The 23082-nt window shown below is 44.1% G+C and carries 19 protein-coding genes; 5 read left to right on the forward strand and 14 right to left on the reverse strand.

Annotated elements, in window-relative coordinates:
- Window positions 1–4 precede the first annotated feature (4 nt).
- The 12 genes from MKZ05_RS16325 to MKZ05_RS16380 form a co-directional block, all read right to left on the reverse strand.
- Window positions 5–2635 carry a glucosaminidase domain-containing protein gene (locus MKZ05_RS16325; protein ID WP_327839576.1) on the reverse strand — a complete coding sequence of 877 codons (2631 nt, stop codon included), beginning with the start codon at window positions 2633–2635 and terminating at the stop codon, window positions 5–7.
- A gap of 322 nt (window positions 2636–2957) precedes the next feature.
- The gene (gene manA, locus MKZ05_RS16330; RefSeq protein WP_003212875.1) at window positions 2958–3908 is read right to left on the reverse strand and encodes a mannose-6-phosphate isomerase, class I; all 951 of its coding nucleotides are present in this window, start codon (window positions 3906–3908) and stop codon (window positions 2958–2960) included.
- Between the two features lie 146 nt (window positions 3909–4054).
- Entirely contained in the window at window positions 4055–4876 is an 822-nt protein-coding gene (locus tag MKZ05_RS16335; protein WP_050944374.1) for a carbohydrate ABC transporter permease, read from the reverse strand.
- Complete coding sequence (locus MKZ05_RS16340) at window positions 4873–5844, reverse strand: sugar ABC transporter permease (RefSeq protein ID WP_339160573.1); 972 nt, start codon at window positions 5842–5844, stop codon at window positions 4873–4875. Before MKZ05_RS16340 ends, MKZ05_RS16335 begins: the two co-directional genes overlap by 4 nt.
- 55 nt (window positions 5845–5899) lie before the next feature.
- Entirely contained in the window at window positions 5900–7165 is a 1266-nt protein-coding gene (locus MKZ05_RS16345) for an ABC transporter substrate-binding protein (RefSeq protein WP_253622104.1), read from the reverse strand.
- Between the two features lie 102 nt (window positions 7166–7267).
- Window positions 7268–8686, reverse strand: a complete 1419-nt coding sequence (locus MKZ05_RS16350) for a response regulator (RefSeq protein WP_339160574.1) — start codon at window positions 8684–8686, stop codon at window positions 7268–7270.
- Complete coding sequence (locus MKZ05_RS16355; RefSeq protein ID WP_310025561.1) at window positions 8680–10122, reverse strand: histidine kinase; 1443 nt, start codon at window positions 10120–10122, stop codon at window positions 8680–8682. The genes MKZ05_RS16350 and MKZ05_RS16355 overlap by 7 nt, the downstream gene beginning before the upstream one ends.
- Window positions 10119–11120, reverse strand: a complete 1002-nt coding sequence (locus tag MKZ05_RS16360; RefSeq protein ID WP_339160575.1) for a sugar-binding protein — start codon at window positions 11118–11120, stop codon at window positions 10119–10121. The genes MKZ05_RS16355 and MKZ05_RS16360 overlap by 4 nt, the downstream gene beginning before the upstream one ends.
- A 66-nt stretch (window positions 11121–11186) precedes the next feature.
- On the reverse strand, window positions 11187–11642 hold the full coding sequence (locus MKZ05_RS16365; protein ID WP_339160576.1) for a GNAT family N-acetyltransferase: 456 nt from the start codon (window positions 11640–11642) through the stop codon (window positions 11187–11189).
- A 118-nt stretch (window positions 11643–11760) separates the two neighbouring features.
- The gene (locus MKZ05_RS16370; RefSeq protein WP_050944381.1) at window positions 11761–12360 is read right to left on the reverse strand and encodes a bifunctional 4-hydroxy-2-oxoglutarate aldolase/2-dehydro-3-deoxy-phosphogluconate aldolase; all 600 of its coding nucleotides are present in this window, start codon (window positions 12358–12360) and stop codon (window positions 11761–11763) included.
- Window positions 12332–13348: a sugar kinase gene (locus MKZ05_RS16375; protein ID WP_339160578.1), complete on the reverse strand. Its 1017-nt coding sequence runs from the start codon at window positions 13346–13348 to the stop codon at window positions 12332–12334. Before MKZ05_RS16375 ends, MKZ05_RS16370 begins: the two co-directional genes overlap by 29 nt.
- Before the next feature lie 83 nt (window positions 13349–13431).
- Window positions 13432–14442 (reverse strand): LacI family DNA-binding transcriptional regulator, encoded by a 1011-nt coding sequence (locus tag MKZ05_RS16380; protein WP_050944382.1) that lies wholly within the window; start codon window positions 14440–14442, stop codon window positions 13432–13434.
- Between the two features lie 262 nt (window positions 14443–14704).
- Between MKZ05_RS16380 and kduI the strand changes: the two genes are divergently transcribed.
- The 5 genes from kduI to MKZ05_RS16405 all read left to right on the forward strand — a co-directional run bounded on the left by kduI (window position 14705) and on the right by MKZ05_RS16405 (window position 20128).
- Window positions 14705–15532, forward strand: coding sequence for a 5-dehydro-4-deoxy-D-glucuronate isomerase (gene kduI, locus MKZ05_RS16385; protein ID WP_003212793.1), 828 nt, complete (start codon window positions 14705–14707; stop codon window positions 15530–15532).
- Between the two features lie 4 nt (window positions 15533–15536).
- The gene (gene kduD, locus MKZ05_RS16390; protein WP_339160580.1) at window positions 15537–16310 is read left to right on the forward strand and encodes a 2-dehydro-3-deoxy-D-gluconate 5-dehydrogenase KduD; all 774 of its coding nucleotides are present in this window, start codon (window positions 15537–15539) and stop codon (window positions 16308–16310) included.
- 105 nt (window positions 16311–16415) lie between these two features.
- The gene (locus MKZ05_RS16395; protein ID WP_251190732.1) at window positions 16416–17882 is read left to right on the forward strand and encodes a spore germination protein; all 1467 of its coding nucleotides are present in this window, start codon (window positions 16416–16418) and stop codon (window positions 17880–17882) included.
- 3 nt (window positions 17883–17885) lie between these two features.
- Entirely contained in the window at window positions 17886–18986 is a 1101-nt protein-coding gene (locus tag MKZ05_RS16400) for a GerAB/ArcD/ProY family transporter (RefSeq protein ID WP_339160581.1), read from the forward strand.
- Window positions 18983–20128 (forward strand): Ger(x)C family spore germination protein, encoded by a 1146-nt coding sequence (locus MKZ05_RS16405; RefSeq protein ID WP_339160583.1) that lies wholly within the window; start codon window positions 18983–18985, stop codon window positions 20126–20128. Before MKZ05_RS16400 ends, MKZ05_RS16405 begins: the two co-directional genes overlap by 4 nt.
- Before the next feature lie 13 nt (window positions 20129–20141).
- On the opposite strand, the gene MKZ05_RS16410 is transcribed toward MKZ05_RS16405, so the two are convergent.
- Together MKZ05_RS16410 and MKZ05_RS16415 are read right to left on the reverse strand one after the other, a co-directional pair.
- A complete protein-coding gene (locus tag MKZ05_RS16410; protein ID WP_339160584.1) occupies window positions 20142–21539 on the reverse strand; it encodes a bifunctional glycosyltransferase family 2 protein/class I SAM-dependent methyltransferase in 1398 nt (465 codons plus the stop codon).
- Between the two features lie 137 nt (window positions 21540–21676).
- On the reverse strand, window positions 21677–23041 hold the full coding sequence (locus MKZ05_RS16415) for a sugar porter family MFS transporter (RefSeq protein WP_106035676.1): 1365 nt from the start codon (window positions 23039–23041) through the stop codon (window positions 21677–21679).
- Window positions 23042–23082 lie beyond the last annotated feature (41 nt).

Here is a 23082-nt window from a genome sequence, read left to right on the forward strand (position 1 = left end):
TTTTTTATTTGTTATAAACCGGGATATCGTAATAGAGCGTATAGTTATCAAGTAAGTTATACAAGCTATACATACGAGTGACTTGCTTATATGCCCAGCCAATATCTGTTGCATATTGATGAGTCGCTGAACTAGACCAGCGCATTTTATAAATCGTATCTTGTTTGTATGTGGCGTGGTTGATATAGCTGTTGCCAATGAATTTTGCCCCGCCAATAATGGCTGCCTCTGGCGTGAACCATTGCTGTTCATACGCATATTTTGCACCGAGGTAATTCGGATTGCTGTCGTATGCGCCAATGCCATACATATTATATACTTTCTTTCCATTAAACATCGTACCATTCGCTAAAATGGAACCTCCGTTACCTGTTTCAAGCAACGCGTGAGAAATGAGATAAATTTCGTTGATATGATACGTTTTCGCTGCCGTAATAAAGGCTTGTCCTTTACCTGCTAGAATCCCTTTGCCTGCTAGAATCTTTGAATTGACTTCTGCCGGATTGAGATTCGCAGCTTCAGAGAGTTTCAGAAATTGAAAATAAGATTGAGTGCCCTCAGCAATATTGGCTGGGTCTACATATTTTTGCACCTCTGCTGAGCTTGCATTTCTCCAGCCAAGGCTGATCTTGATCCAGTTTCCTTCTTTCCCAAGCTGTTTCACTTTTGCTCCTTTATTCAGCTGCGCCACGATGTTGCTCGCAGAGCTCGAATCAGGTGTCGAACGAACATTTAAGCCGTCCGTATTCACAGTTGACGTCGCCGGGTCGACATATGGTGCATAGACATAAGCTGCGCCATCTGTCTGTGGTGACACCTTCATTTGCTTGTTCACCATCTCATTGACAGTGAGGTTGTAGTTCGTTTGCATGACCATTGGGCCATTTTTAATTTTTACAGCTGTAGCTGTCCAGCCATATTGACTTTTCACAAAAGCAATCGCTGCATTTACAGTTGGTAATCCTGTGAATTGCTGCGTAATGTTGATTTTGTAGGTTGGTTTCGTTGTTGTTTGATAGGCAGCTGGTTCATTCCGTTTTTTGAAAAATGCCATGCCTTGATCGCGCAATGCAGCTGTTGAGATGGCGCCTGTTTTGATCTGATATTGACCATAATCAGTTGTCCCTGTTTTTTGAGCAGCTGCTTTCATTTTTTGTTTCGTTAAATAGCTTAGCGCTTGATTCAGTTTAGTCTGATTCACCGTCGGCTCTGTCGTGATCCGGTATTGTTTAACCGCTTCTGTCAACGTTTTTGTACTGCTGGCAACGCCATTTTTCTTGATAATCTCTTGAGCCTGCTTGACTTTACTTTGCTCATATACAGGTGTTGTCTTGAGACTATACGTTTTGCTGACAGCTTGGCCCTTACCAGTTGTAATGCTGCTTGTCACTTTCTGCGTTTTTAAATATGCGGCACCTTTATTTATTTTGGCTTGCTCCGCTGATTGATTGACGACAAGTCGATACGTGCTGTCAGATGCTTTACCTGTTTTTTTCGTTGTTGCTGATACCTTTTTCTTTTGGAAGAAAGCTGCTGCTTTTTTCGCTTGATCATCTCCTAATAGGTTTCCAGTCACTACTTGATATGGCTGTGTAGAAGAGATCTTTTGCGATGTGTAGCGCCATTTCTTTTTCTTGAAAAAGGCCACCGTTTTTCCGTATGCTGTATCGTTCAGTTGATTGAGCTTCACGATATAATTTTTTGTTTTTCCCACTCGCTGCACAGTCCCTGTAGCGCCGGTTTGTTTCTTAATCTGGGCCGCAGCTGAGGATGCCTGTTTGTTGTCTTTGAAATAGCCTGATTCCAAGCGATACACATTTTTTAAAGCGCCTGTCTTTTGAATCTTCCCGCTGATCTTTGCTTCTCTTTGAAGCTGGGTAAGAAGCGTCTGTGCTTTTGACTGGTTCGCTTGTGCAGCTGATGTGACGATGTAATATGGCTTGCCTGCTGTCACCGTTTGAAGCACCGCTTTTAAACCAGACTCTTTTTGAAAGCCTTGCAGGATCGTATTCGCCTTACTTTGCCCAACGATACCGCCTGAAATCAGCTGATACACAGTGCCTGCTTTGTTTTCAGTTTGGTATGTACTAGTGACACCGGCCTGCTTTTGTAATTCGGTTTGAATATTTTTGACTTTCGTTTCAGAATCAATGGTCCCTGAAATGACCTGATAAGAAGGTCTGCTTTGATTGATGACTTCATAGGTGCTACCGAGCCCTGTTGTTTTCGTTAGCTCGAGCGAGAGCTTTTTCGCCTGAGCTTCATCATTGACGGGGTCAGATACGACCTTTTGTAATGGAAGGCGGTCACCCACTGGGGACACCGTACCGCTCATACCCGTCTCTTTTTTTAATGCAGCTGCACTTGCACTCGCTGCTGCTTGTGACTCATATCCTGAGGCAGTGAGCTGATAGGTCGACGTGTTTCCTGAGGTTTGATAAGTGGCTGTCCACTTTTTGTCCTTCTTCAATGTTTCCACTGCTTTTTTTACTTCTGATTCTGTTGTAAATACCTTTGAGGTGTTCATCGTATAAATGGATTGATCGACATAGGAGGCTGCTTGCACTTCTTTGCCCGTCTGTATTGTCATACCAAAGGCAGCTGCGAGTAACATAATCTTGATGGTTTTTTTCACGTTCACTGTCCCTCTCTTACTTTGCATAATAGTCTACTAATCTCTTTATCGACAAAAACAAGTACTCTTTCAAGTTATTTATGCAATAGAAAAATAGAGGACCCCTTCGAAGTCTTCTCAGCGTGTAGACAAACCCTCGCATTCGGTGTCAGGTCTGCGCTTCGGTGCTCACGAATGTCAAATTCGCTCCGCTCCGGTGCTCGTCCTTCCTAGACTTCAAAGGTTTTCTATCAAGCTGAAAAGAAGACAAAGGGCAAAAATAAAGGTCATTTTCGCCCTTTGTCAACAATCTGAGAGGACCCCTTCAAAGTCCTCTTTTTCTTTATATATGCGATACAATCAGCTCACAAGTTCCTTCAATTGAGAAGCTTCCTGTTTCAGCTGGCAGGATAAAATGAGCTCCTTTAGGCAGTGGATATGTATGTCCATCATGCGTTAGAGCCCCTTCCCCGCTAATTACACTGCACAGCAAAAATGAATAATCTTGCGAAAGCTCCACTGCTTGATCAATTTCCCATTTATACACAGAGAAATACTCTGCTTCAACAAACGTTCGAATGGTCAGCCCACGGCGTGTTTCAACTGATTCATCTGCATACCCGTCTACATGGGGAACCGTTGTGACATCAATGGCTTGCGCAAAATGAAGTTCACGTTCATTGCCATTCTGATCTTTTCGTTCATAATCATATACCCGATAGGTGGTATCTGAGCTTTGCTGCGTTTCGAGGACAAGCGTTCCTTCGCAAAGCGCATGAATGGTACCGCTTGGCACATAATAAAAATCACCAGGCTTAATCTTCACACGACGCAAAAGACCTTCCCAATCTCCACTGTTCATCATGGTCACAAGCTCAGTTCTTGTTCTTGCATTGTGCCCATAGATCATTTCTGCTCCTTCTTTGCAGTCAATGATATACCAGCACTCTGTCTTTCCAAGCTCGCCATTTTCATGTCTTTCCGCATAATCATCATCTGGATGAACTTGAACGGATAAGTCCTGGTTTGCATCTAATATTTTGGTTAACAGCGGGAATCGATCGCCTTCTATTCCCCCGAACAATTCTCTGTGATTGTCCCATAGTTCGATCAGCGTTTTCCCTTTATATGGACCGTCTTGCACGACACTTGGTCCGTTTGGATGAGCAGAAATTGCCCAGCATTCTCCCGTTTGATCAGAAGGAATATCATAGCCAAATTGATCTCTTAAGGCTGTACCTCCCCATATTCTCTCCTTCAATTCAGGCAGTAAAAAAATTGGTGACTGCTTCATTCAGGATGACTCCTCCCTTTGCTACCCTTTGATAATCCTTGCCAAGCTTGATGAAAACTAGCAAGTCTCAACTTTTATTATGACGCTATCTAAAGAGAAGTCAATCCTTTCAGTACACCAAATGAAAACGATAACACTAAAATGTTTCATCCTTTGACAGAGCCTGCGAGAAGCCCTTTGACAAAGTATTTTCCGAGCAGAATATAGACCAAGAGTGTCGGCAATGCGGCCAATATTGCCCCTGCCATTTGGACGTTCCATTGCACAATTTGACTGCCCGATAGATTTTGCAAGGCAACCATCACTGGCTGATGCTCCGCAGTGGTCATCGTGACTGCAAATAAGAACTCATTCCACACATTTGTGAACTGCCAAATGGCGACTACAACAAATCCTGTGATCGAAAGCGGAAGAATCATATGTCTGAAAATCCCGATAAACCCTGCACCGTCCATTTTTGCCGATTCAATCATTTCATCAGGAATGCTCACATAGAAGTTTCGAAACATGAGCGTTGTGATTGGGAGTCCATATACGACATGGACAAGCACCAAACCTGGAATCGAATTATACAATCCGACTTCACGTAAAAATTGAATGAGTGGAATGAGGATACTTTGATATGGAATAAACATTCCAAACAGCATCAGCGTAAAGACCACTTCTGATCCTTTGAAACGCCATTTTGATAGGACATAGCCATTCATCGCCCCTAAGACAGCTGACAATAAGGTAGCCGGAATGACTAGATAAAGAGAATTCATTAAATTGGGCGCTAGCTTTTCAAATGCGATTTGATAGCTTGAAAAATCGAGTGTTGACGGCAGCGCCCACATTTTCTCAAGGGTCACTTCACCTAATGGCTTCAAGCTTGTGACGAGCATGACATAGACTGGCATCAGAAAAAACAGACTGCACAAAATCAATAAAGCATAAAGGACTGGACGGACAAACCATCTAGCTGTCATGATGACGCCCCCTTCCGGCTCGACAGGAGATATGGCACGATAAAGACCGCAACAGAGACCAGCATCACAATCGCGATGGCGGCACCGCCTGCATAATGGTTTCCTCTAAAGGTCATTTCAAACATGTAAACGCCCGGAACATCTGTGACAAAGTTTGCACCCGGTCCTGTCATCGAGTAAATCAAATCGAAAATCTTTAATGAAATATGAGCCATGATGATAATGACACTTGCAGTTATCGGTTTTAATAAAGGAAAAATAATCTTTCGGTAAATCTGCCATTCGGTTGCGCCATCCATTCTTGCAGCCTCTCTTACTTCCTCTGGAATGCCTCTCAAACCCGCCAAATACATTGCTAGAGAAAATCCAGTCATCTGCCAAACAGCTGCAATTACGACTGCAATCATTGCCGCAGGGACACCAAACTCAATTTTCCCCCAGACAAATCCAGCTAAAATGTTCGTATCCGTGTACCACTTAGGCTGGATACCAAGCGTCTTTAAAAATAGATTCACCCCTGTGGACGGGTTTAAAATCCATTGCCAGACGACCCCTGTCACAACGAAGGAAAGGGCCATTGGAAAGAAAAATAAATTCCGAAATAGAGATTCACCCTTGATCTTCTGATCTAGTAAAATCGCAAGTGCGAGCCCAGAGGCAATAACGGCTCCAATAAAGAATAGAGTGAAAAAGACCGTGTTTCGAAGATCTGACTGAAAGCGGAAATCTTGAAACAGCATCATATAGTTTTGAAGACCTGCGAAAGAGAAATCAGGAACAAGCGAGGTCCAATTTGATAATGACACATACCCTGTCCAGCCAATAAAGCCGTAAACAAAGATGAATAATAAAACAGCCGACGGGGCTAAAAATAGAAGCGCAAGCAGCTGATCCCCACTCCATTTTTTCCGCACACGTTTGACTTTGGGTGTTGCTGCTTTTGTGATCGGCGATGTATCCATACGCATGAAGCTACACTCCTTTTTAAAAAAGAGGCGGTGCTTAGTCGCCGCCTCCTCGTCTTTATTTCATTGAATCTTTTAAAGATGAAACAAACTGGCTGCTGTCTTTTTGTGTGACGAAGATATTGACGGCTTGATTCGCTTTTGTCACAAACCCTTCTTCAGCAGCTGAACCATGTGCGAGAGACGGCGCCAGCTTTGATTCTTTAAATGCCTTCATCGCCGATTTTCCGTATTCATCATATTTAGAAACATCTGCATCCACACGTGCTGGAATCGATCCCTTCAGCGGATTAAATGCATCCTGTCCTTCCACAGATCCTAAGACAGATAAGAATTTTTTCACGTTTTCTGGCTGTTTCACGCCCTTCGGCAGTCCAAATGTATCGGTGATCACCATAAAGCTTCCCTCTGTGCCAGGAGTCGCCACGTATCCAAAGTCTTTATTCACCTTCAGATCCAGATCATTCACAAAGTACCCCTTCGCCCAGTCGCCCATGACATTCATTGCAGCTTCCCCTTTTGCTACGAGCTGCGAGGCATCCTGCCAGTTACGAGAGCTGTGATCATCATTGACGTATTCAAGCATACGCCCAAAAATATCTGCCGCTTCCTTCACTTTTGCGTCATCCATTTTCATGTCGCCAGCCCAAAGCTTTTGATATCCATCAGCGCCTAAAACGCCGAGCAGCACACTCTCAAACAAATGTGTTGCTGCCCAAGGCTCTTTATCCCCAAGTGCGAGCGGTGTAATGCCTTTTTTCTTTAATGCATCTGCTGTTTTGAAAAATTCATCAAAGGTCGTTGGTGGCTCTAAGCCTGCATCGTCAAATACCTTCTTGTTATACCAAAGCACATTGCCCCTGTGAATATTCACTGGTACTGAATAGATTTTCCCATCTTTGCTGACAAGGTCGATGAGTGATTCTGGAAATTTGTCCTTCCAGCCTTCTTTTTCATATAGATCATCCAGAGGCTCCATTTTGCCTGCTGTGACCCAGCTCTCATTCAGCTCCGCTCCGCCATGTACTTGGAATGTAGCTGGCGGGTCATTTCCTTGCATCCGGCTAGTCAGAACAGCCTTTGCATTTGTACCAGCACCACCTGCGACAGCTGCATTTTCAATTGGGATGTCTTTATTTTTCTCTTCAAACAATTGAATGAGTGCTTTCAGTCCGTCCTCCTCACCTGCTCCAGTCCACCAAGAGAAAATGTCGAGCTTCTCTGCTCCGCCCTCTTTTTTCGCATCTGAGCTCGTCGATGAACTACAGGCAGTGACGATAAGCATACAGAGTACTAACAGCGTAAAGCCTAATTTAACCTTCATGATTGATCCCCCATCCTCATTTTGTAAGCGTTATCATAATAAGTATAATGGCAGATCCTTTCTTTTTTTTAGGCAAACTTCTTCACTTTTTTATGAAATTCTTCATTTTTTTACGGTCTGTTTTCGATATTCCTTCGTTGAACAACCCACCATCTTCTTAAACACACGGCTGACGTAATTGGGGTCTGTATATCCTGCCTGATAGGTAATTTCTTTTAAACTAAGCGAGCTGTCTTTGAGAAGCTTTTTGATTTTATCCAGCCGGCAGGTCGTCACATACTCTTTAAATGTCAGCCCTGTCTCGTCTTTAAACCGTTTTGTGAAATAGGTTGGACTTAAATCAACATAGGCGGCAGTCTGCTCCAGCGTGATCTGTTCACAAAAATGCGTTTTGATGTAGCGCTTTGCCCGCTCGATATCATTCACAGTCTGGTTTCTTGCTTCGTACACGTCAAATAAATATTCACAGCACTGACGGCATTCAGCAGCGGTGCTGATCGTTAATATTGGCCAGTCTGTTCGGAGCCGTGATTTAAATAAAATCAGCAGCTCTTTTAGTTGTGACAGGGTCGCCCCCTCTAGCTCAAAGGCATCGAATAAAGCGAGCGCATCCTCTCTTCTCCCTTCTTCCATTGCCTGCATCATATCGTCTGCAAGCTCAGGCAGATGGATCAATGGATGAGACTGTTCTTCTGTTTGGTAAAAACCATAACGAACAACGCCGGGGCTCTTTTTCCGCTGATAATAGGCAAGCTTCGCCTCTGCTGCACTTTTCTGAAGATAAAGCGGATTTGAGACCGGGTGTCCTATGCCAACGATAGGTGAAGGCTGATCGCTTGTTGTGGCAGTTCGAATCGCCTGCAGGACATCTGCCTTTAACTGACCAGGCGCTTGGTGACGATAAATAAGACATGTAAACAGCTCACCACTCACCTGAATCGGCACTGTATGAAAAAGGGGAGATGTCTGTAAATCAATCAACAGCTGATCCCCGATTGTCCGCTGTACAGCGATGACAAGACCTGCTTCGAATTCATGAAACAGTTGTTGAAACTCCGTTGAGGTATAGGATTGACCGTTTATGACATGAGCTTCAAGCCAATTTGACTGCTGACCGGCCGCCATCGCCTGCCGCTGAGACGCCTCCTGCTGAATCTCTGCCGCAACCGTGCGAATGGCGGCGATGGTTTCATCTTTGTCAGCCGGTTTGACGAGGTATTGCTTCACCCCTTCCTGCATCGCTTGCTTGGCATAATCAAACGTATCGTAGGCTGTCAGCATAATAAATTTTGTATGAGGGCTGCTCGCTTTGATTTGCTTGATCGCTGTGAGTCCATCCATTCCCGGCATCTGAATATCCATGAGCACAAGATGAACGGGCTCAGTTCGCACGAATTCAACCGCTTTCTTTCCATTTTCAGCTTCTCCTGCGATATGACACTCTGGAAGCCAATCCGTCATGAACTTCCGCATCGCTAGCCGTTCTATTTTTTCATCATCCACAATCAGCACGTTCAGCATGATGGTCCCTCCTTCATCGGAATAGCCAATTGAATGGTGGTGCCTTCGTTTGGCTTTGAGTCAATTTGCAGGGCATCTTTTACCCCATAAAACAAATGCAGCCTTGACATCACATTGCGAAGACCGATCCCTGTCGAGTGCCCTTTACTCAAGATGTTTGGATCTTCCTCTTCTTTTTCTGATAGCAATCTCCTTTTCTCTTGTTCGTTGATTCCCATCCCATTGTCCCGAATCCGAATCATCACATAGCCGCCTTCTTGATAGATCGAGAGTTCGACAAGCCCGTTTTCCTCCTTTGGTTCGACGCCATGAATAAAGGCATTTTCAACAAGCGGCTGTAAGGTGAGACTTGGGATATGTACAGATAAACACGATTCATCTATGATCGTTTTGCATGTGATACGATCGGCAAATCTCGTTTCTTGTATATGAAAATATTCTTTGACCACTTTTACTTCTTGTTCGAGCGTAACGGATGCACTGAGAGCTGACAGCGAATAACGCATGAGAGTGGAAACAGATTGGATCAACCTCGATGTGGCATCCGCTGATTCTAAGTAAGCCATGCGTGAGACGATGTTTAAGGTATTAAATAAAAAATGTGGGTTCATTTGGTTTTGCAGCGTTTTCAGCTTCATGTCTTTGATTTTTTGATCTAAGGCTGCCTTTTGTTTCATCTCTTCAATCATCATTTTCATCTCTTGTCGCATTCGCTGAAAAGCCTCATTTAATACAGAAATTTCATCCTTTGAGGTGACATGCAAGTTCGCTCCATCAAAGTTTCCTTCTGATACTTCCTTTACGCTTCGAGAGAGATGGACGATCGGTCTTGATATCCCGCCAGCAATCATATACGCCATCCATAAGGCGACCCCAATGGACAGCGTAAACAAACATAAGGTAAAGAGCGCATAGGTTTGGTGTCTTTTTTGCAGAGATTGATAGAGTACTTGATACTCAGACAATTCATCATCAAGCAGGGTCATCGTTTGCTCTTGTATGTAGGAGGAGACGGTTCTTACTTCCTTCACACTTGCTGCATATTCTTTGATTTTCCCTTCTTTTACATGTGTCATGGTCGCATCACTTTCATTGATGAGCGTCCGCATCATATATTGGTATTTTTCGATAGAAGGAATGGCCGCATGAAGCCCGGCATCTTTTCGCAATGCCTGGTCGTAGGATTTCATTTTTTGTTTTGAAGCTAGATATTCTTTGGCAAACTGCTGATCCTTTTCAATCGCATACGCATTGACCTTTTCATACATCGTTTTTGCCTCTGTCGATATATCATTAAGCAGGAGAAAAGAACGAAAGCTTCTGCTATATTCTGATGTGATATTCGAGCTGCTCCAATAGACGAAAAAAGCGGCCACATTGCCAAGGAACACAAGGGTCAAAAATGCCAGTAGCAATTTACTTCGAATCCTTCTCACGGCTGCACCCCCTGCCTTCTGTCTGTTTGCTGCAGCGGCAGATCCTCGCGCCGAATCACACTCGTTCCTGTGTACTGAAGCGGTTCTTCTTTTTCACCTTTTTGCAAACGCACAAGCGATTCCACTGCTTGATAGCCCATTTCATAAGGGTGCTGAACAACGACGGCATCAATCTCTCCATCATCGAGCGCCTGAATCGTATCTGGCAACGTATCAAATGCGAGTACATAGATATCTGCGGACGATTGATATTGCGCTGTTGCTTGAATAATCCCTGCACCATCTAATGCACTCGTGCCGTAAAATGCGGTAAGCTTCGCATGATCGTTTAATAGTTTATACGCGGCACCGGAGGCCCCTGATTTGGTAATGGCTGATTCTTCTATTCCAGCAATATGAATGCGTTTTTCAGCGGCGACGGCATCTCGAAACCCTTTGACGCGCTGCTTTTGATGAACGGCATCAAGCCTGCCTGTGACAATTCCTACATACTGTTCGCCTTTTGTATCTGCGATGAGTGCCTGTCCTGCGATAAAGCCAGAATAATAATTGTCCGTGCCTACATACACTTGACGCTTACTCCCCTCTGCATCCGTATCAACGGTGACAACATCAATGCCCTTTTCCCTCGCCTTCTGAAAAAGCGGTTTGTATTTTTTCGCATCAAGTCCCTGTGTCATAATGCCATCGACATGCCCTGCGATTGCCATATCAATGGTTTTCAAATGGTCGTCTATATCGGCTTGCTTGGGACCCAAATATTCTAAATACACGTGATGAGCGGCTGCCGCATCAGCAGCTCCCTTTTGTACTAGCTGCCAATATTCGTTATCAAGCTCCTCCGGTACAAGGACAAAGTGATATTGATAAGTTGTTGACGCTTTTTCGGGAGCGCTCTCAATTTTAAATAAATCTTGACCTAATGATGTTAAAAAAATGACAGATACGACACAAAAAGTGAGAAAGGCGCCCACCACGATCCACTTTGAACCTTTCACCACATCCTCCCCCTTTCAAAATTGCGCATAAAAAAAGAGCTGCTTATAAGCATACTCTCTCAACCTCTATAATTCCTTTGTCATAAATAAACTGTTTGGATCTTCGTGATATGAACCGAAAGGCGGACAAATATAAAACCCAACACTCTCATATAGTTTTCTTGCTGGCTCGAAGAAAGACATCGCACCTGTCTCTAAGCTGATACGTGAATAGCCGCGCCTTTTTGCCTCTTGGAGAAGATGGTTCAGCATATACCTTGCTACACCTTTTCGCATATGGTGAGCTGCGGTCCTCATGGATTTGATTTCGCCGTGATCACTTGACAGCTCCTTTAACGCTCCGCAGCCAAGAAGCTTCTCTCCATCCCGCACACTCCACACTGTGACATCTTGCTTTTTCAAATCAGCTAACGGAAGGGCATGAATGCTTTCTGGCGGGGAATGCTCTTTCATTTCTTCTATATGAGCGGTAATCAGCTGCTCTATTTGTCCATCCGTGAGTGTATCTTGTTGAATGTACACATCTATCACTCCTTCACGATCATTGTACGTGAAGAGTCAGTATTCACCAGCAGTTATGTCAGATAAACGAACAAACAACCAGCATCCATCTGCCAGTTGTTCATTTGATAGCGCTTATTTATGAAGAAAGAACCGCTTGTAATTCTTCTGCTGTACTGCTCTCCAGCTGACTTCCGACCCCTACAGCCACTGCGCCTGCTTTCAGCCATTTTGGCACATCAGCTGGATGAATCCCACCCGTTGGAATAAATTCAATATCTGGAAATGGGCCTTGTAAGTTTTTCATATAGGATAAACCGAAGGAGCCGCTTGGAAAAAGCTTGAGCAAGCAGTATCCAGCTGCTTTTGCCTGCATGATTTCACTTGGGGTGAGGACACCTGGTACATAGAGTGTGTCGTGAAATGAGAGATGCTCTCCAATGACAGGAAGATATCCTGGACTGACAATAAATTGCGAGCCTGCGTCAATGGCTGATTGCGCCTGCTGAAGGGTGGTGATTGTGCCCGCTCCTACAATCAGATCTTGCTCATGCTGAAAGGATGCGATGATGCGTTCCGCATTGGGCGTGGTATACGTCACTTCAATGGCACGAACGCCCTTTTTCTTTAAACGCTCTATGATCTTAATGCCTTCTGCTTCGCTCCCCGCTCTCACCACTGCGATCAGCTTACAAGCCGCGAGACGTTCTTTAACGCTCAAACTTGCTGACTTTCCCATATCCTTCGTCCCCCTTCATATATTCCCGTCTCTGATATCGTTTGGCTTCTTTCATAAAGGCCTGAAGCTCTTCCCGAGTAGGCAGGCCGTCCTTATCGCCTGGAGACATCACCGCAAGAGCCCCTACAGCATTGGCTCTTATCACAGATTTTTCATATGATAAACCGTCCAGTAAACCGCTGATAACCCCCACGGCAAACCCATCACCGGCACCGACTGTATCCACGACATTTGGCACATAAAAGCCGCTCACAATCCCCTGACTGGCTGCACTTTTATAAAAGGCACCTTCTGCACCGAGCTTAATGACCACAAGCTTGACGCCTTTTTGCAAATAAACATCGGCAATCTCTTCCGGCTCATGACAGCCTGTGAGCCTTTGCCCTTCTGCAAGCCCCGGAAAAAACCAATCTACTTGAAAAGCGATCTGATTCACTGTATGGATCATATCTTCCTCCTCTTCCCATAGCTGCAGCCGAAGGTTTGGATCAAATGAAATGGTTTTGCCTGCTTCTTTCATCTTTTGAAGAGCATGAAAAGAAAACGCTCTCATTTCATTGGATAATGCAGGTGGAATACCTGTCATATGGAGATGTCCTGCCTGTTTGAAATAATTCGCGGGAAAGTCGCTAGGACTCATTGTGCTCGCAGCAGAGCCTTTGCGATAATACGTGACGTCAGGATCTCCATCCATCACTTTGGATTTAAGTAATATCCCTGTTTGAGCCCCATCATTTGATCGGATCACTGCACTTGTATCGACTCCTTCTTTTTGAAGCTCTTCTAAAATAAATGTGCCAAGTGAATCTGCTCCGACTTTGCTCATCCATCCCACATCAAAACCTAGCCTCGCCAAACCGACTGCCACGTTACTTTCGGCACCAGCAAGCGCCTTTTGAAATGTATGCACTTGATGAAGCTCTCCGGCTTCTTTTGCGTAAAACATCGCCATTGATTCCCCAAATGTGACCGCATCCAATGCTTTCACTCATTTCTCCCCTTTCTTGGTACCGGTTTCAAATTAGTTGAAAAAGAGAGAGCATTCACATATGTATACTCTTCTCTGTCTGTTTATAAGGATTTTCTTACGATGATTTCTCCATCAAGCTGAATGGTTTGGGGCGCACTTTCATCCCCTTCAAGCCGAGTCTTGATTTTTTGCATGGCGGCTTTCCCCATTTCATGAGATGGCTGGGCAACCGTTGTGATTCCAGGCCCAATCAGCTTATACCATTCTGTATCATCAAAGCCTGCGATGCCTATATCTTCTGGAATCTTTAACCCGAGTTCTACAAGCTCACTGATCAGCTTCAGCATAAGTAATCCATTGGCTGCTAAAATCGCTTTTTTCTGCTGGCTTGATTGTACAAAATGGACAAGCTCTTCTCGCAGTTGTTCCTTTTGTTTCAAATCAATTTCTGCAATGAGCGGCTTCTTATATTTACTCATGGCTGTCTGTTCATATGCTTCTTTTCGTTCTTCACGAGGACTGATTCCATCGACCGGTTCAGTAAAGAAGGCGATGTGCTCATAGCCTTTCTCATACATTTGTTGAAGCAACTGGATGGTGATATCACGGTTATTCGTTGTCACTGTGTCGACTTTTAGTTCAGGTAATTTCCGGTCAACAAGGACAATCGGCACACCGTTTTCCTTCAAATCCTGCAGAATGTCATTGTTCTGACCTGTCGTATTGATGATGAGCCCTTCAATATAATGTGCATTCAGCTTGAGGAGCATTTCTCGTTCTTTTTCTGGTCGGTTATCTGTGTTGCATACCATGATGCTGTATCCATATTCATCACAAATTTCTTCGACTCCGCGAAGTGTCGCTACAGAGAATGGGTTCGTAATGTCGGCTACAATGAACCCAATGACCTTGCTTTTTCTTACTTTCAAACCTTGTGCGAGCTGACTCGGACGATAATGCAGTTCCTCAATGGCTTTTTTAATTTTTTTGACCTTTTCAGTAGAAATTTCATTTGTTCTGCCATTGATATATCTGGATACAGTTGATTTTGAAACACCTGCATAAGCGGCCACTTCGTTGATGGTCACTTTCGTTTGCTTTTTCTCTTTCATTCAAAAAACTCCCACAATCAATGTCTTCTCATTTGTTTCGAAACCGATTTCAAATAACTTAAAAAGAGCATATCATAATTTCTTGAATTCCAGAAGATTTTTTTGCTTGGAGATGGCAAAAAAACATTTAAATAAACAAAAAGAAAGCGATTTCAAAATAACGGTTGACGGCATGCTCTTTTTCCTCTAAAATTTTCCTTGAAACCGATACCAAATAAAATACCCACACTTTGTTTCAGATGGAAAGGGAGGCTTATTTCAAATGGAAAATCGTTATGCTGTACATCCTGAGCAGGTCAAACGTTTTACAACAGAGGAACTTCGTCGTCATTTTCATATTCCTACACTATTCGTCAGCGGTGAATTAAAGCTCTACTATTCACATGAGGACCGCGTGGTGATTGGCGGAGTCATGCCATCTGCAGAGCCGCTCAAATTAGATGCCGGCGACTTTCTACGTACAGAATATTTCCTTGAAAGACGAGAAATCGGCATTGTAAATGTCGGCGGCCAAGGAACAGTCACTGTCGATGGTGAAGCCTTTGTACTGGAGCACAAAGATTTCTTATATATTGGGCTTGGACACGAAGATGTACAGTTTGCTAGTTCATCCGGCGAGGGAGCCAAGTTCTATCTTGTATCCGCCACGGCTCATCAAGCGTACCCTACGCAAAAAGCAGCCATCGCTGAATTAACACCGAATCACTTAGGGGAAGCGTCTGCTTCAAACGTACGAAACCTGTATCAAGTCATCCACGCAAACGGCATCCAAAGCTGTCAGCTCATGATGGGAATCACTCAGCTGGAAACCAATAACACGTGGAATACGATGCCCGCTCATATTCATGATCGGCGTATGGAAGTGTACTTATATCTTGATATCGAAGAAGATGCTCGTGTCTTTCATTTTATGGGGGAGCCATCTGAAACAAGACACCTCGTTGTGGCCAATGAGGAAGCGGTCATTTCTCCTGCCTGGTCTATTCATTCAGGCTCGGGTACAGCGAATTATTCATTTATTTGGGCGATGGCGGGCGAGAACTATACGTTTAAAGATATGGACTTTGTCCCAATGGACCAGCTGAGGTAATGTGATGACGACAGCATCCTATGTAGCGTCCCTCTTTTCTCTTGAAGGCAAAACAGCCCTTGTGACAGGCCCTGGAACCGGCATTGGGCAGGGCATTGCTGTGGCGCTTGCCAGGTCAGGCGCAAATATTATCGGCACATACCACCACACACCGCTTGAGGAAACGAAAGCGCTAGTCGAACAGGCGGGCCGCTCGTTTCATGCGGTTCAGGTTGACTTTTCCGACCCTCAAACTGCAAAGCAGGCTGTCGATGCCATGTTACAAAAGCATACGATCGATATTTTAATCAATAATGCTGGCACCATTAAAAGAGAGCAGGCCGCTCATTATTCAGAGGAAGATTGGCATACGGTCATGGATGTGAATATCAATAGTCTCTTTTTCCTCACCCAAAGGGTTGGGCGGCAGATGCTGAAAAATGGGCAAGGGAAAATCGTCAATATCGCCTCCCTTCTATCGTTTCAAGGCGGCGTCTTTGTCCCCGCTTATACAGCAAGTAAACACGCAGTCGCAGGGCTGACGAAGGCTTTTGCAAACGAATGGGCGAACCAGCATATACAAGTGAATGCGATCGCTCCTGGTTACATTTCGACCAATAACACGCAAGCCATTCGGGACGATGAGAATCGAAATGAAGAGATTCTCAAACGAATTCCTGCCGGGCGCTGGGGAAAGCCTGAGGATCTAGCCGGTGCGGCTGTTTTCCTTAGCTCACCAGCCTCTGATTATATGAATGGTCATATTTTAGCGGTTGATGGCGGCTGGCTTGCGAGATAACAGACGAGAGAATTCCTATTTGCAGGGATTCTCTTTTTTCTATTTGCATAATTCTCCACCATCCGAGTCACTATATAAAAAAACATGACATGAGGGTGAGGTATTATGAAAAGTCGTATTGAACAAGATATAGCGTCCGTCATCAAGCGCGTCAAAAGCTTTGCCGGGAAAAGTGATGATATCGTGTTCCACTCATTTTCATTTGGCCCTTCTGCTATCTCTGCATGTCTCATGTACGTTGAAGGACTCACAGAATTTGAGATGCTTTCCAAACAAATCATTTCACCCATGCAAAAGGAACTGGATATCACCGAGGTTGATTCTAGTACGCTTCCAGCCCTGTCTAAAACGTTCTTTGGCATCCAAAATGACGTGCTGGAGGATATGAACCTTGCCATCGAGCAGTTATATAACGGCAGGGCTATTTTATTTGTAGATGGCGCGGCTCAAGCACTTGCGCTCCAAACGAACCTTTTTCAATTTAGAGAAGTAGAAGAGCCGCAATCGGAAGTCCTTGTAAGAGGGCCTCGGATCGGCTTTATTGAAAATCTTGAAAAAAACACGGCTTTAATCCGTGAGCGGGCAAATGACCCAAACCTTGTCATTCAAAAGGTGAATGTAGGTACTCGCAATAAGAAGTCCGCAGCCCTTGTGTACGTTCGTGATATTGTTGACCCTAAATTAGTAGAAGATGTTTTATCACGCATGACCGAAATCAAAATGGATGACATCCCTGAAACCGGCTATATTGAACAACTGATTGAGGACAGCCACATCTCCATTTTCCCGCAGATTCAAAATACAGAACGTCCTGACCGGGTGATTGCATCTGTGCTTGAAGGAAAAGTGTCAATTTTACTCGATGGCACTCCTTTTGCGCTCATTTTACCGATGACCTTTACAGCCTTGATGCAATCACCTGAAGATTATTATCAGAGATGGACTAGCGCGACTCTTTTACGTTTACTCCGTTATATCGCCGTGTTGCTCACGATTTTTTTACCCGGGCTTTACATTGCACTTGTCTCTTATCATCCAGGCTTATTACCCACACGGATGGCACTCACCATCGCAGGCAGCCGACAGAATGTTCCGTTCCCTCCTGTTGTTGAGGCGATTCTTATGTCTTTTACGATAGAGCTGCTGCGGGAAGCTGGACTTCGGCTTCCTAGAGCCATCGGGCAGACAATTGGGCTCATTGGCGGCGTCATCATTGGTCAGGCGGCTGTCCAAGCCAATATTGTCAGTGCCTTAATGGTGATTATTGTGTCGCTGACTGCACTTGCTGACTTTACGGCACCATCCTATGACTTTAGTTTCCCGCTACGCATCTTGCGGTTTATGGCTATTTTCAGTTCAGCGATGTTTGGGTTATATGGCTTAATCATGTGTTATTTATTTGTGCTTTGTCACCTGATGCAATTAAAGACCTTTGGTTTTGACTATTTCACACCTGTTTTGTCTTCACCGTTTTCAGATTTAAAGGATACGTACGTACGTTTACCAATTGGGCTATTTAAATCGAGACCGAAAACAGCAAAAATAAAAAATCTCAAAAGACAAGGAGATTAAACGATGTACAGAGCTGAGAAGCTATCATTGTTACAAGTCACCATTCTGTGCAGCTCTACAATGATAGGCGCTGGAATTTTAACCATTCCTCGCAGTTCTGCCAATTCAGGATTCCCTGATGGCTGGATCATTGTATTAATACAGGGAGTCATCTTTGCTTTCGTTGCTTTTTTGTTAGGATGGATTGCTGAAAAAAATGCACCAGACACCATTTTTGAGTCAAATAGAAAAGGAGCAGGGGCAATCGTTGGCACGTTCTTTAATTTAATGCTGATTGCCTATTTACTAGGCATTGTCGGTTTTGAAGCGCGTGTACTCGGGGAAGTTGTCCAATTTTTCCTGCTGGAATCGACTCCCATGGCAGTGATTGTGATGATTTTTCTTCTCGTGGCGATCTATCATTTGAAAAGTGGTATCTTTCCAGTCGTCAAAATGGTCACGTACATTTATCCCATCGCCTTGATCATTTACATTGGGCTCATGCTGTTTTGTCTGAAAATATTTGATTTTGATTATTTACGTCCTGTCATGGCGCACGGGTTTAAAGATTTCAGTAATTTGTTCTCTCAAACATTTATTCAATTTACAGGCTTTGAGGTCATTTTGTTTGTTGTACCACTCATTTATAAAGACAAATGGTCGAAGGCGAAATGGGCCGCTGCCATTGGAGTTGGAATTACAACCCTCGTGTACTCGCTCACACTTTTTATTGTGATTGGCTCCATGACAGTGGGAGAAACGAAATCCCTCACCTGGCCCACTGTCTCACTCATTCAAGCACTAGAACTTGAAGGGGTCTTCATTGAAAGATTTGATATTTTTTTACTGACGATCTGGACGTGCCAGCAGTTTATTTGCATGCTTGGCTTTTTCCAATTTGCCATTAAAGGATGCCACACAGTCTTTAAGACGACCAATGTAACGAGACTGCTTTGGCTGCTGTTTTTGATTACCTCTGCCCTCTCTTTATTTCCGAAAAATATCAATGAAGTCTTTTACTACTCTACTTTACTCGGCTACGCATTGTTCGCGGTTTTAGCCATTCCTTTTATTACAGCTGTTCTGCTGATGATACGCAAAAAATGGGGAGGTCGTTCTGCATGAGAGGAAGGCGTGTACTGTTATTCTTTTTTTCCTGCTTCCTTTTTCTTCTATCAGCAGGATGCTGGGATTTAAAGGATATTGAAAAACTATCGTTTGTACGCGGTGTTGGTATTGATGAGGAAGACGAGGATGGCGTTAAGCTGACCTACCAAAACCTTGTACCGAAAACAGGCGGAACACAAGAAGCCGATTCTCCCAGCTATGTGAATGTTGTCTCGAAGGGAAAAAATGTGCTGGAGGCTGTCAGTAATGTCGCCTTGAAGGACCCGCCGATCTATAGTGATCACTTGAAAATCTTTTTGTTTGGTAAAACTCAGGCGGAGCATCACGATATTCAAGGAACACTCAATCATTTTATTCGAGATGATGAGGTTCGGCGCAGCAGCTATCTCCTCGTGACACGAGGAGATGCGTCAAAAGTCGTCAACCAAAAATTGAAATCACAGCAAAAGGTCCCAGTTGAGCATATCTTCGAAACATCTAAAAATCGAAGCTTTAACGGAAAGATCGTACCGCCAACACGTATTGGCCGGGCGTCTGATTACTTTCAGATGGGCGTTAGCTTCCTTGTGCAAAGTGTAGATGCGATAGACGGTGAACTTATTTATGATGGAGCAGGCATCATTCACGGAAAAACACGTAAGCTGATCGGTTTCATCCCTGCGAAGGATGTCCAATCTTTAAACTGGGTGATGGACCGAATTTCAGGCGGCGTTGTACCTGCCACCTACAAAGGTTATCCGATAACGTATGAAATCAAAAAAGCAAAAACGAAGGTCGAGCCCTATCTGAAAAATGGAAAGGTATCCTTTAAAATTAGCGTACAAACAAATGGAAAATTGTCTGAGGATCAATATCCTCCTGAAAACTCATTCGATGAGCAGTATATCGAACGATTTGAGCGGATTTTTGCTCATAAAATTAAAGAACGCATTCAAAAAGCGGTCCATCATGTGCAAAAAGAAGTGGGCGTTGATCCCATATTTTTTAACCAGCAGTTCCGTATGAAATATCCTGACTATTGGGATCAGCATGGTACCGAGTGGGATAGGCTCTTCCAAGAAGCAGCTATTGATTACGATGTCAAAGTCAGCATCTTGAACTTTGGTGCAGAAGGTGCAACAAAAAGCTTTAAATGGTAAAGCAAAAAGGCGGTTATCCCGAAGGGGAGCCGCCTTTTTTACGCACGACGATGAGAAGCTGATACAAGGTCACTTGATCAGTCAACGCTTTTGTTTGAAAGCCAAGTGACGCTCCTACTCTTGCCACCTCGTCAAAATACAATTGGACGTTTTGATCAATCGGAACATTGATCCTCTGCTCGATCACCCGTTCAAACAAATGATCTGGGAAAAGCGCACGCATTGTGTTTGGTGTGAAGAACCTCAGGTGACCTCGGTCTAAAATTCCTACATCTTGATACGTAAAATCCCCTGTCATTAACGGAAGAAGCACCTCCGCATGCATCATGTTGGGCAAGCAGCAAATGATCACACCGCCTGGCTTTAAAGATGCGTGCGCTTGTTCAATGATGTGCCAAGGATCTGACACATGCTCTAAAACATCCGAAAAAATGACCGCATCAAAAAAAGCCTCTTTCTCTAACCATGGGTACTCATCCGCTTTTGCCTCGATGACTTCTTTGTAATATGCCTTTGCGATGGCTGCTTTTAATGGATCAGCCTCTACTCCGTACATGTCAACAGACTGCCTATTCATTAGTTCAAGCCCTGTTGCTCCTGCGCCGCATCCCGCATCCAGTACACAAACAGCATCTTCAGGCAGCAGAGCCGCAAAGTACGGATGAGGGGTCATCAAATTAAGATCAATGCCCCATTTATCTAAAAACCGAAGCCTGTTCTCTGCAAACAATGTAGAGATGTTCGTTTCTTGATTCGCTCGAAAGGTTGCATGACCGTGATGATGCACAAATGAATCGTGAACGATTTGAAGCTGATATCCCTTCAGCAAGGATCTCAAACAAAGGTCGTCATCCTCAAAAGATCCATACACGAACCTCTCATCAAATAAACCCACCTCTTCAATGAGCTCTCTTTTCACAAGCAGACAAAATCCCACAAGCCGATGTACATAAGTTCTCTGACCTTTTTTTGCAGCCGTATAATTCTTCGCAAAGGCTGGCAGCTCTTTTACATCTGTATACGTTGGCTCGACCATTTGAGGACCGCTCACATAATTGGAGACTGGCCCTACCATCCCGATACGTTCTGATGCAAATAACGCCTCTTTTAATGGAGAAAGCCAGTTTTCCGTGACGATCGTGTCGTTATTTAAAAAGAGAATGCTATCCCCTGTCGCTTTTTTTGCCCCTTGATTACAGCCCTTTGCAAAGCCTCGATTTTCTGCATTTTCTATGAAAATCACATCTTTCAGCTCTCTCACATATTCCTTCGTCCCGTCGGTTGACGCATTATCAACGATGATGAGTTCATATTGGTCACTTCGGGTATGCTGCTTGATGCTGTCGATACATTTTTTCGTTAAATGCAGTTCATTGTATGTCAGGATGACAATGCTCGTTTTCCCTTTCATCTCATTTCCACCTTTCGCCCGTCTATTCCATATGTATGTCATATGCAGCACGTTCAGAAGATGAGAGATTGTCCTTTCTTGATTAAACGTTTGTTTAACAAAGAAAAACCAGCTGCATGCGGGCAGCCGGTCATTGTTCACACCGTTTTTCCTTCGTCACCTGTAACGGAACGGTTCCTCTTTTTTAAATCTTCTTCAATTTCTTCAAGACTTTTCCCTTTCGTTTCAGTCACCATATATTTCACAAACAAGAAGGCGCCTACGCCGATGACCGCGTAAATAAGGAAAAGATTACTGATACCCATCGCGCTTAGTAAAGTTGGGAATGTAAGCGAGATGATTAAATTCCCTGTATGAAGGAGGAAGGTAGAGACACCTGTACCAATTCCTCGGACATGTACCGGAAACAGCTCAGGAAGCATGACCCAAACGACAGGACCCCAGCTGACAGCAAAGATGACGATAAAGAGCCCTAAACAAATAATAGTCGTCCATCCCGCAGCTGTTGACCCCTCGAAAAATCGATTGACCACTGACAGGACTATCAAACTAAGGACCATGCCAGCATTCCCAAATAAGAGCAACGCTTTACGCCCTACACGGTCAATAATTTTAATCGCCACAAACGTCATGACAACATTCACTGCCCCAATTCCGACGGTTCCTAAAATGGCCGCTGAATTACCAAAACCAACGCTTGTGAATGTTTTTGGTGCATAGTAAATAATTGTATTGGTACCGATAAACTGCTGCAGAAAGGCAAGACCGACACCAGCGATTAATGCTGGGCGTACCCATGGCTCAAATAATTCCTTAAAACCGCCTTTTTCTTCACTTTCCGCCTGTTGAATGTCTGAAATTTCTTCTTCCACTTCTTGCTTACTTTTTCTGAGTTTAGATAATATCTCTTTCGCACGGTCTGCCTGTCCATGGACAAACAGCCAGCGGGGGCTTTCTGGCATAAACATAATCCCACATAATAAAAGCACAGAAGGCACGACCGCAATTCCAAGCATCAGGCGCCATGCCTCTGCATCCGCTAAAGAGTAATTCACAATATAGGCGAGAAGAATACCAAATGTGATCATGAGCTGGTTTAATGAGGACAGTGCACCTCTCGATTCCTTTGGAGCAAGTTCAGATAAATATAATGGAACAATCGTGGTCGAGCACCCGACAGCAAGTCCTAGCACAATTCGGAATAAGACCATCACTTCCGTATTCGGAGCAAGGGCTGTACCAAATCCGCCGATAATAAATAAAATCGCTGCGGCGATGATGGCTTTTTTCCGCCCAAATTGATCTGTCAGCTTTCCAGATAGAGAGGAACCGAGCATCGCTCCGATTAAAATCGAGCTGACAACAAGTCCCTCTGTAAATGCGTTTAACCCTAAATCCTCTTTCATAAATAAGATGGCGCCAGAAATGACACCTGTATCATAGCCATATAAGGCGCCGCCAAGTGCGCCGAAAAAATAAAGCCATCCATTCCGATTTTTCATGTTCATAACCCCTCTTTTGTTCTGTATGTACTGGATGTTTC

The sequence above is a fragment of the Bacillus sp. FSL M8-0277 genome, assembly GCF_037975305.1.
Taxonomy (GTDB): Bacteria; Bacillota; Bacilli; order Bacillales; family Bacillaceae; genus Bacillus; species Bacillus pumilus.

Coding starts and splice junctions, on each gene's coding strand:
- MKZ05_RS16350 (WP_339160574.1), bottom strand. CDS start 8,686: ATGCTGAACGTGCTGATTGTGGATGATGAAAAAATAGAACGGCTAGCG.
- kduI (WP_003212793.1), top strand. CDS start 14,705: ATGGAAAATCGTTATGCTGTACATCCTGAGCAGGTCAAACGTTTTACA.
- MKZ05_RS16410 (WP_339160584.1), bottom strand. CDS start 21,539: ATGAAAGGGAAAACGAGCATTGTCATCCTGACATACAATGAACTGCAT.
- MKZ05_RS16340 (WP_339160573.1), bottom strand. CDS start 5,844: ATGCGTATGGATACATCGCCGATCACAAAAGCAGCAACACCCAAAGTC.
- MKZ05_RS16405 (WP_339160583.1), top strand. CDS start 18,983: ATGAGAGGAAGGCGTGTACTGTTATTCTTTTTTTCCTGCTTCCTTTTT.
- MKZ05_RS16370 (WP_050944381.1), bottom strand. CDS start 12,360: ATGGGAAAGTCAGCAAGTTTGAGCGTTAAAGAACGTCTCGCGGCTTGT.
- MKZ05_RS16335 (WP_050944374.1), bottom strand. CDS start 4,876: ATGACAGCTAGATGGTTTGTCCGTCCAGTCCTTTATGCTTTATTGATT.
- kduD (WP_339160580.1), top strand. CDS start 15,537: ATGACGACAGCATCCTATGTAGCGTCCCTCTTTTCTCTTGAAGGCAAA.
- MKZ05_RS16345 (WP_253622104.1), bottom strand. CDS start 7,165: ATGAAGGTTAAATTAGGCTTTACGCTGTTAGTACTCTGTATGCTTATC.
- manA (WP_003212875.1), bottom strand. CDS start 3,908: ATGAAGCAGTCACCAATTTTTTTACTGCCTGAATTGAAGGAGAGAATA.
- MKZ05_RS16380 (WP_050944382.1), bottom strand. CDS start 14,442: ATGAAAGAGAAAAAGCAAACGAAAGTGACCATCAACGAAGTGGCCGCT.
- MKZ05_RS16400 (WP_339160581.1), top strand. CDS start 17,886: ATGTACAGAGCTGAGAAGCTATCATTGTTACAAGTCACCATTCTGTGC.
- MKZ05_RS16415 (WP_106035676.1), bottom strand. CDS start 23,041: ATGAAAAATCGGAATGGATGGCTTTATTTTTTCGGCGCACTTGGCGGC.
- MKZ05_RS16395 (WP_251190732.1), top strand. CDS start 16,416: ATGAAAAGTCGTATTGAACAAGATATAGCGTCCGTCATCAAGCGCGTC.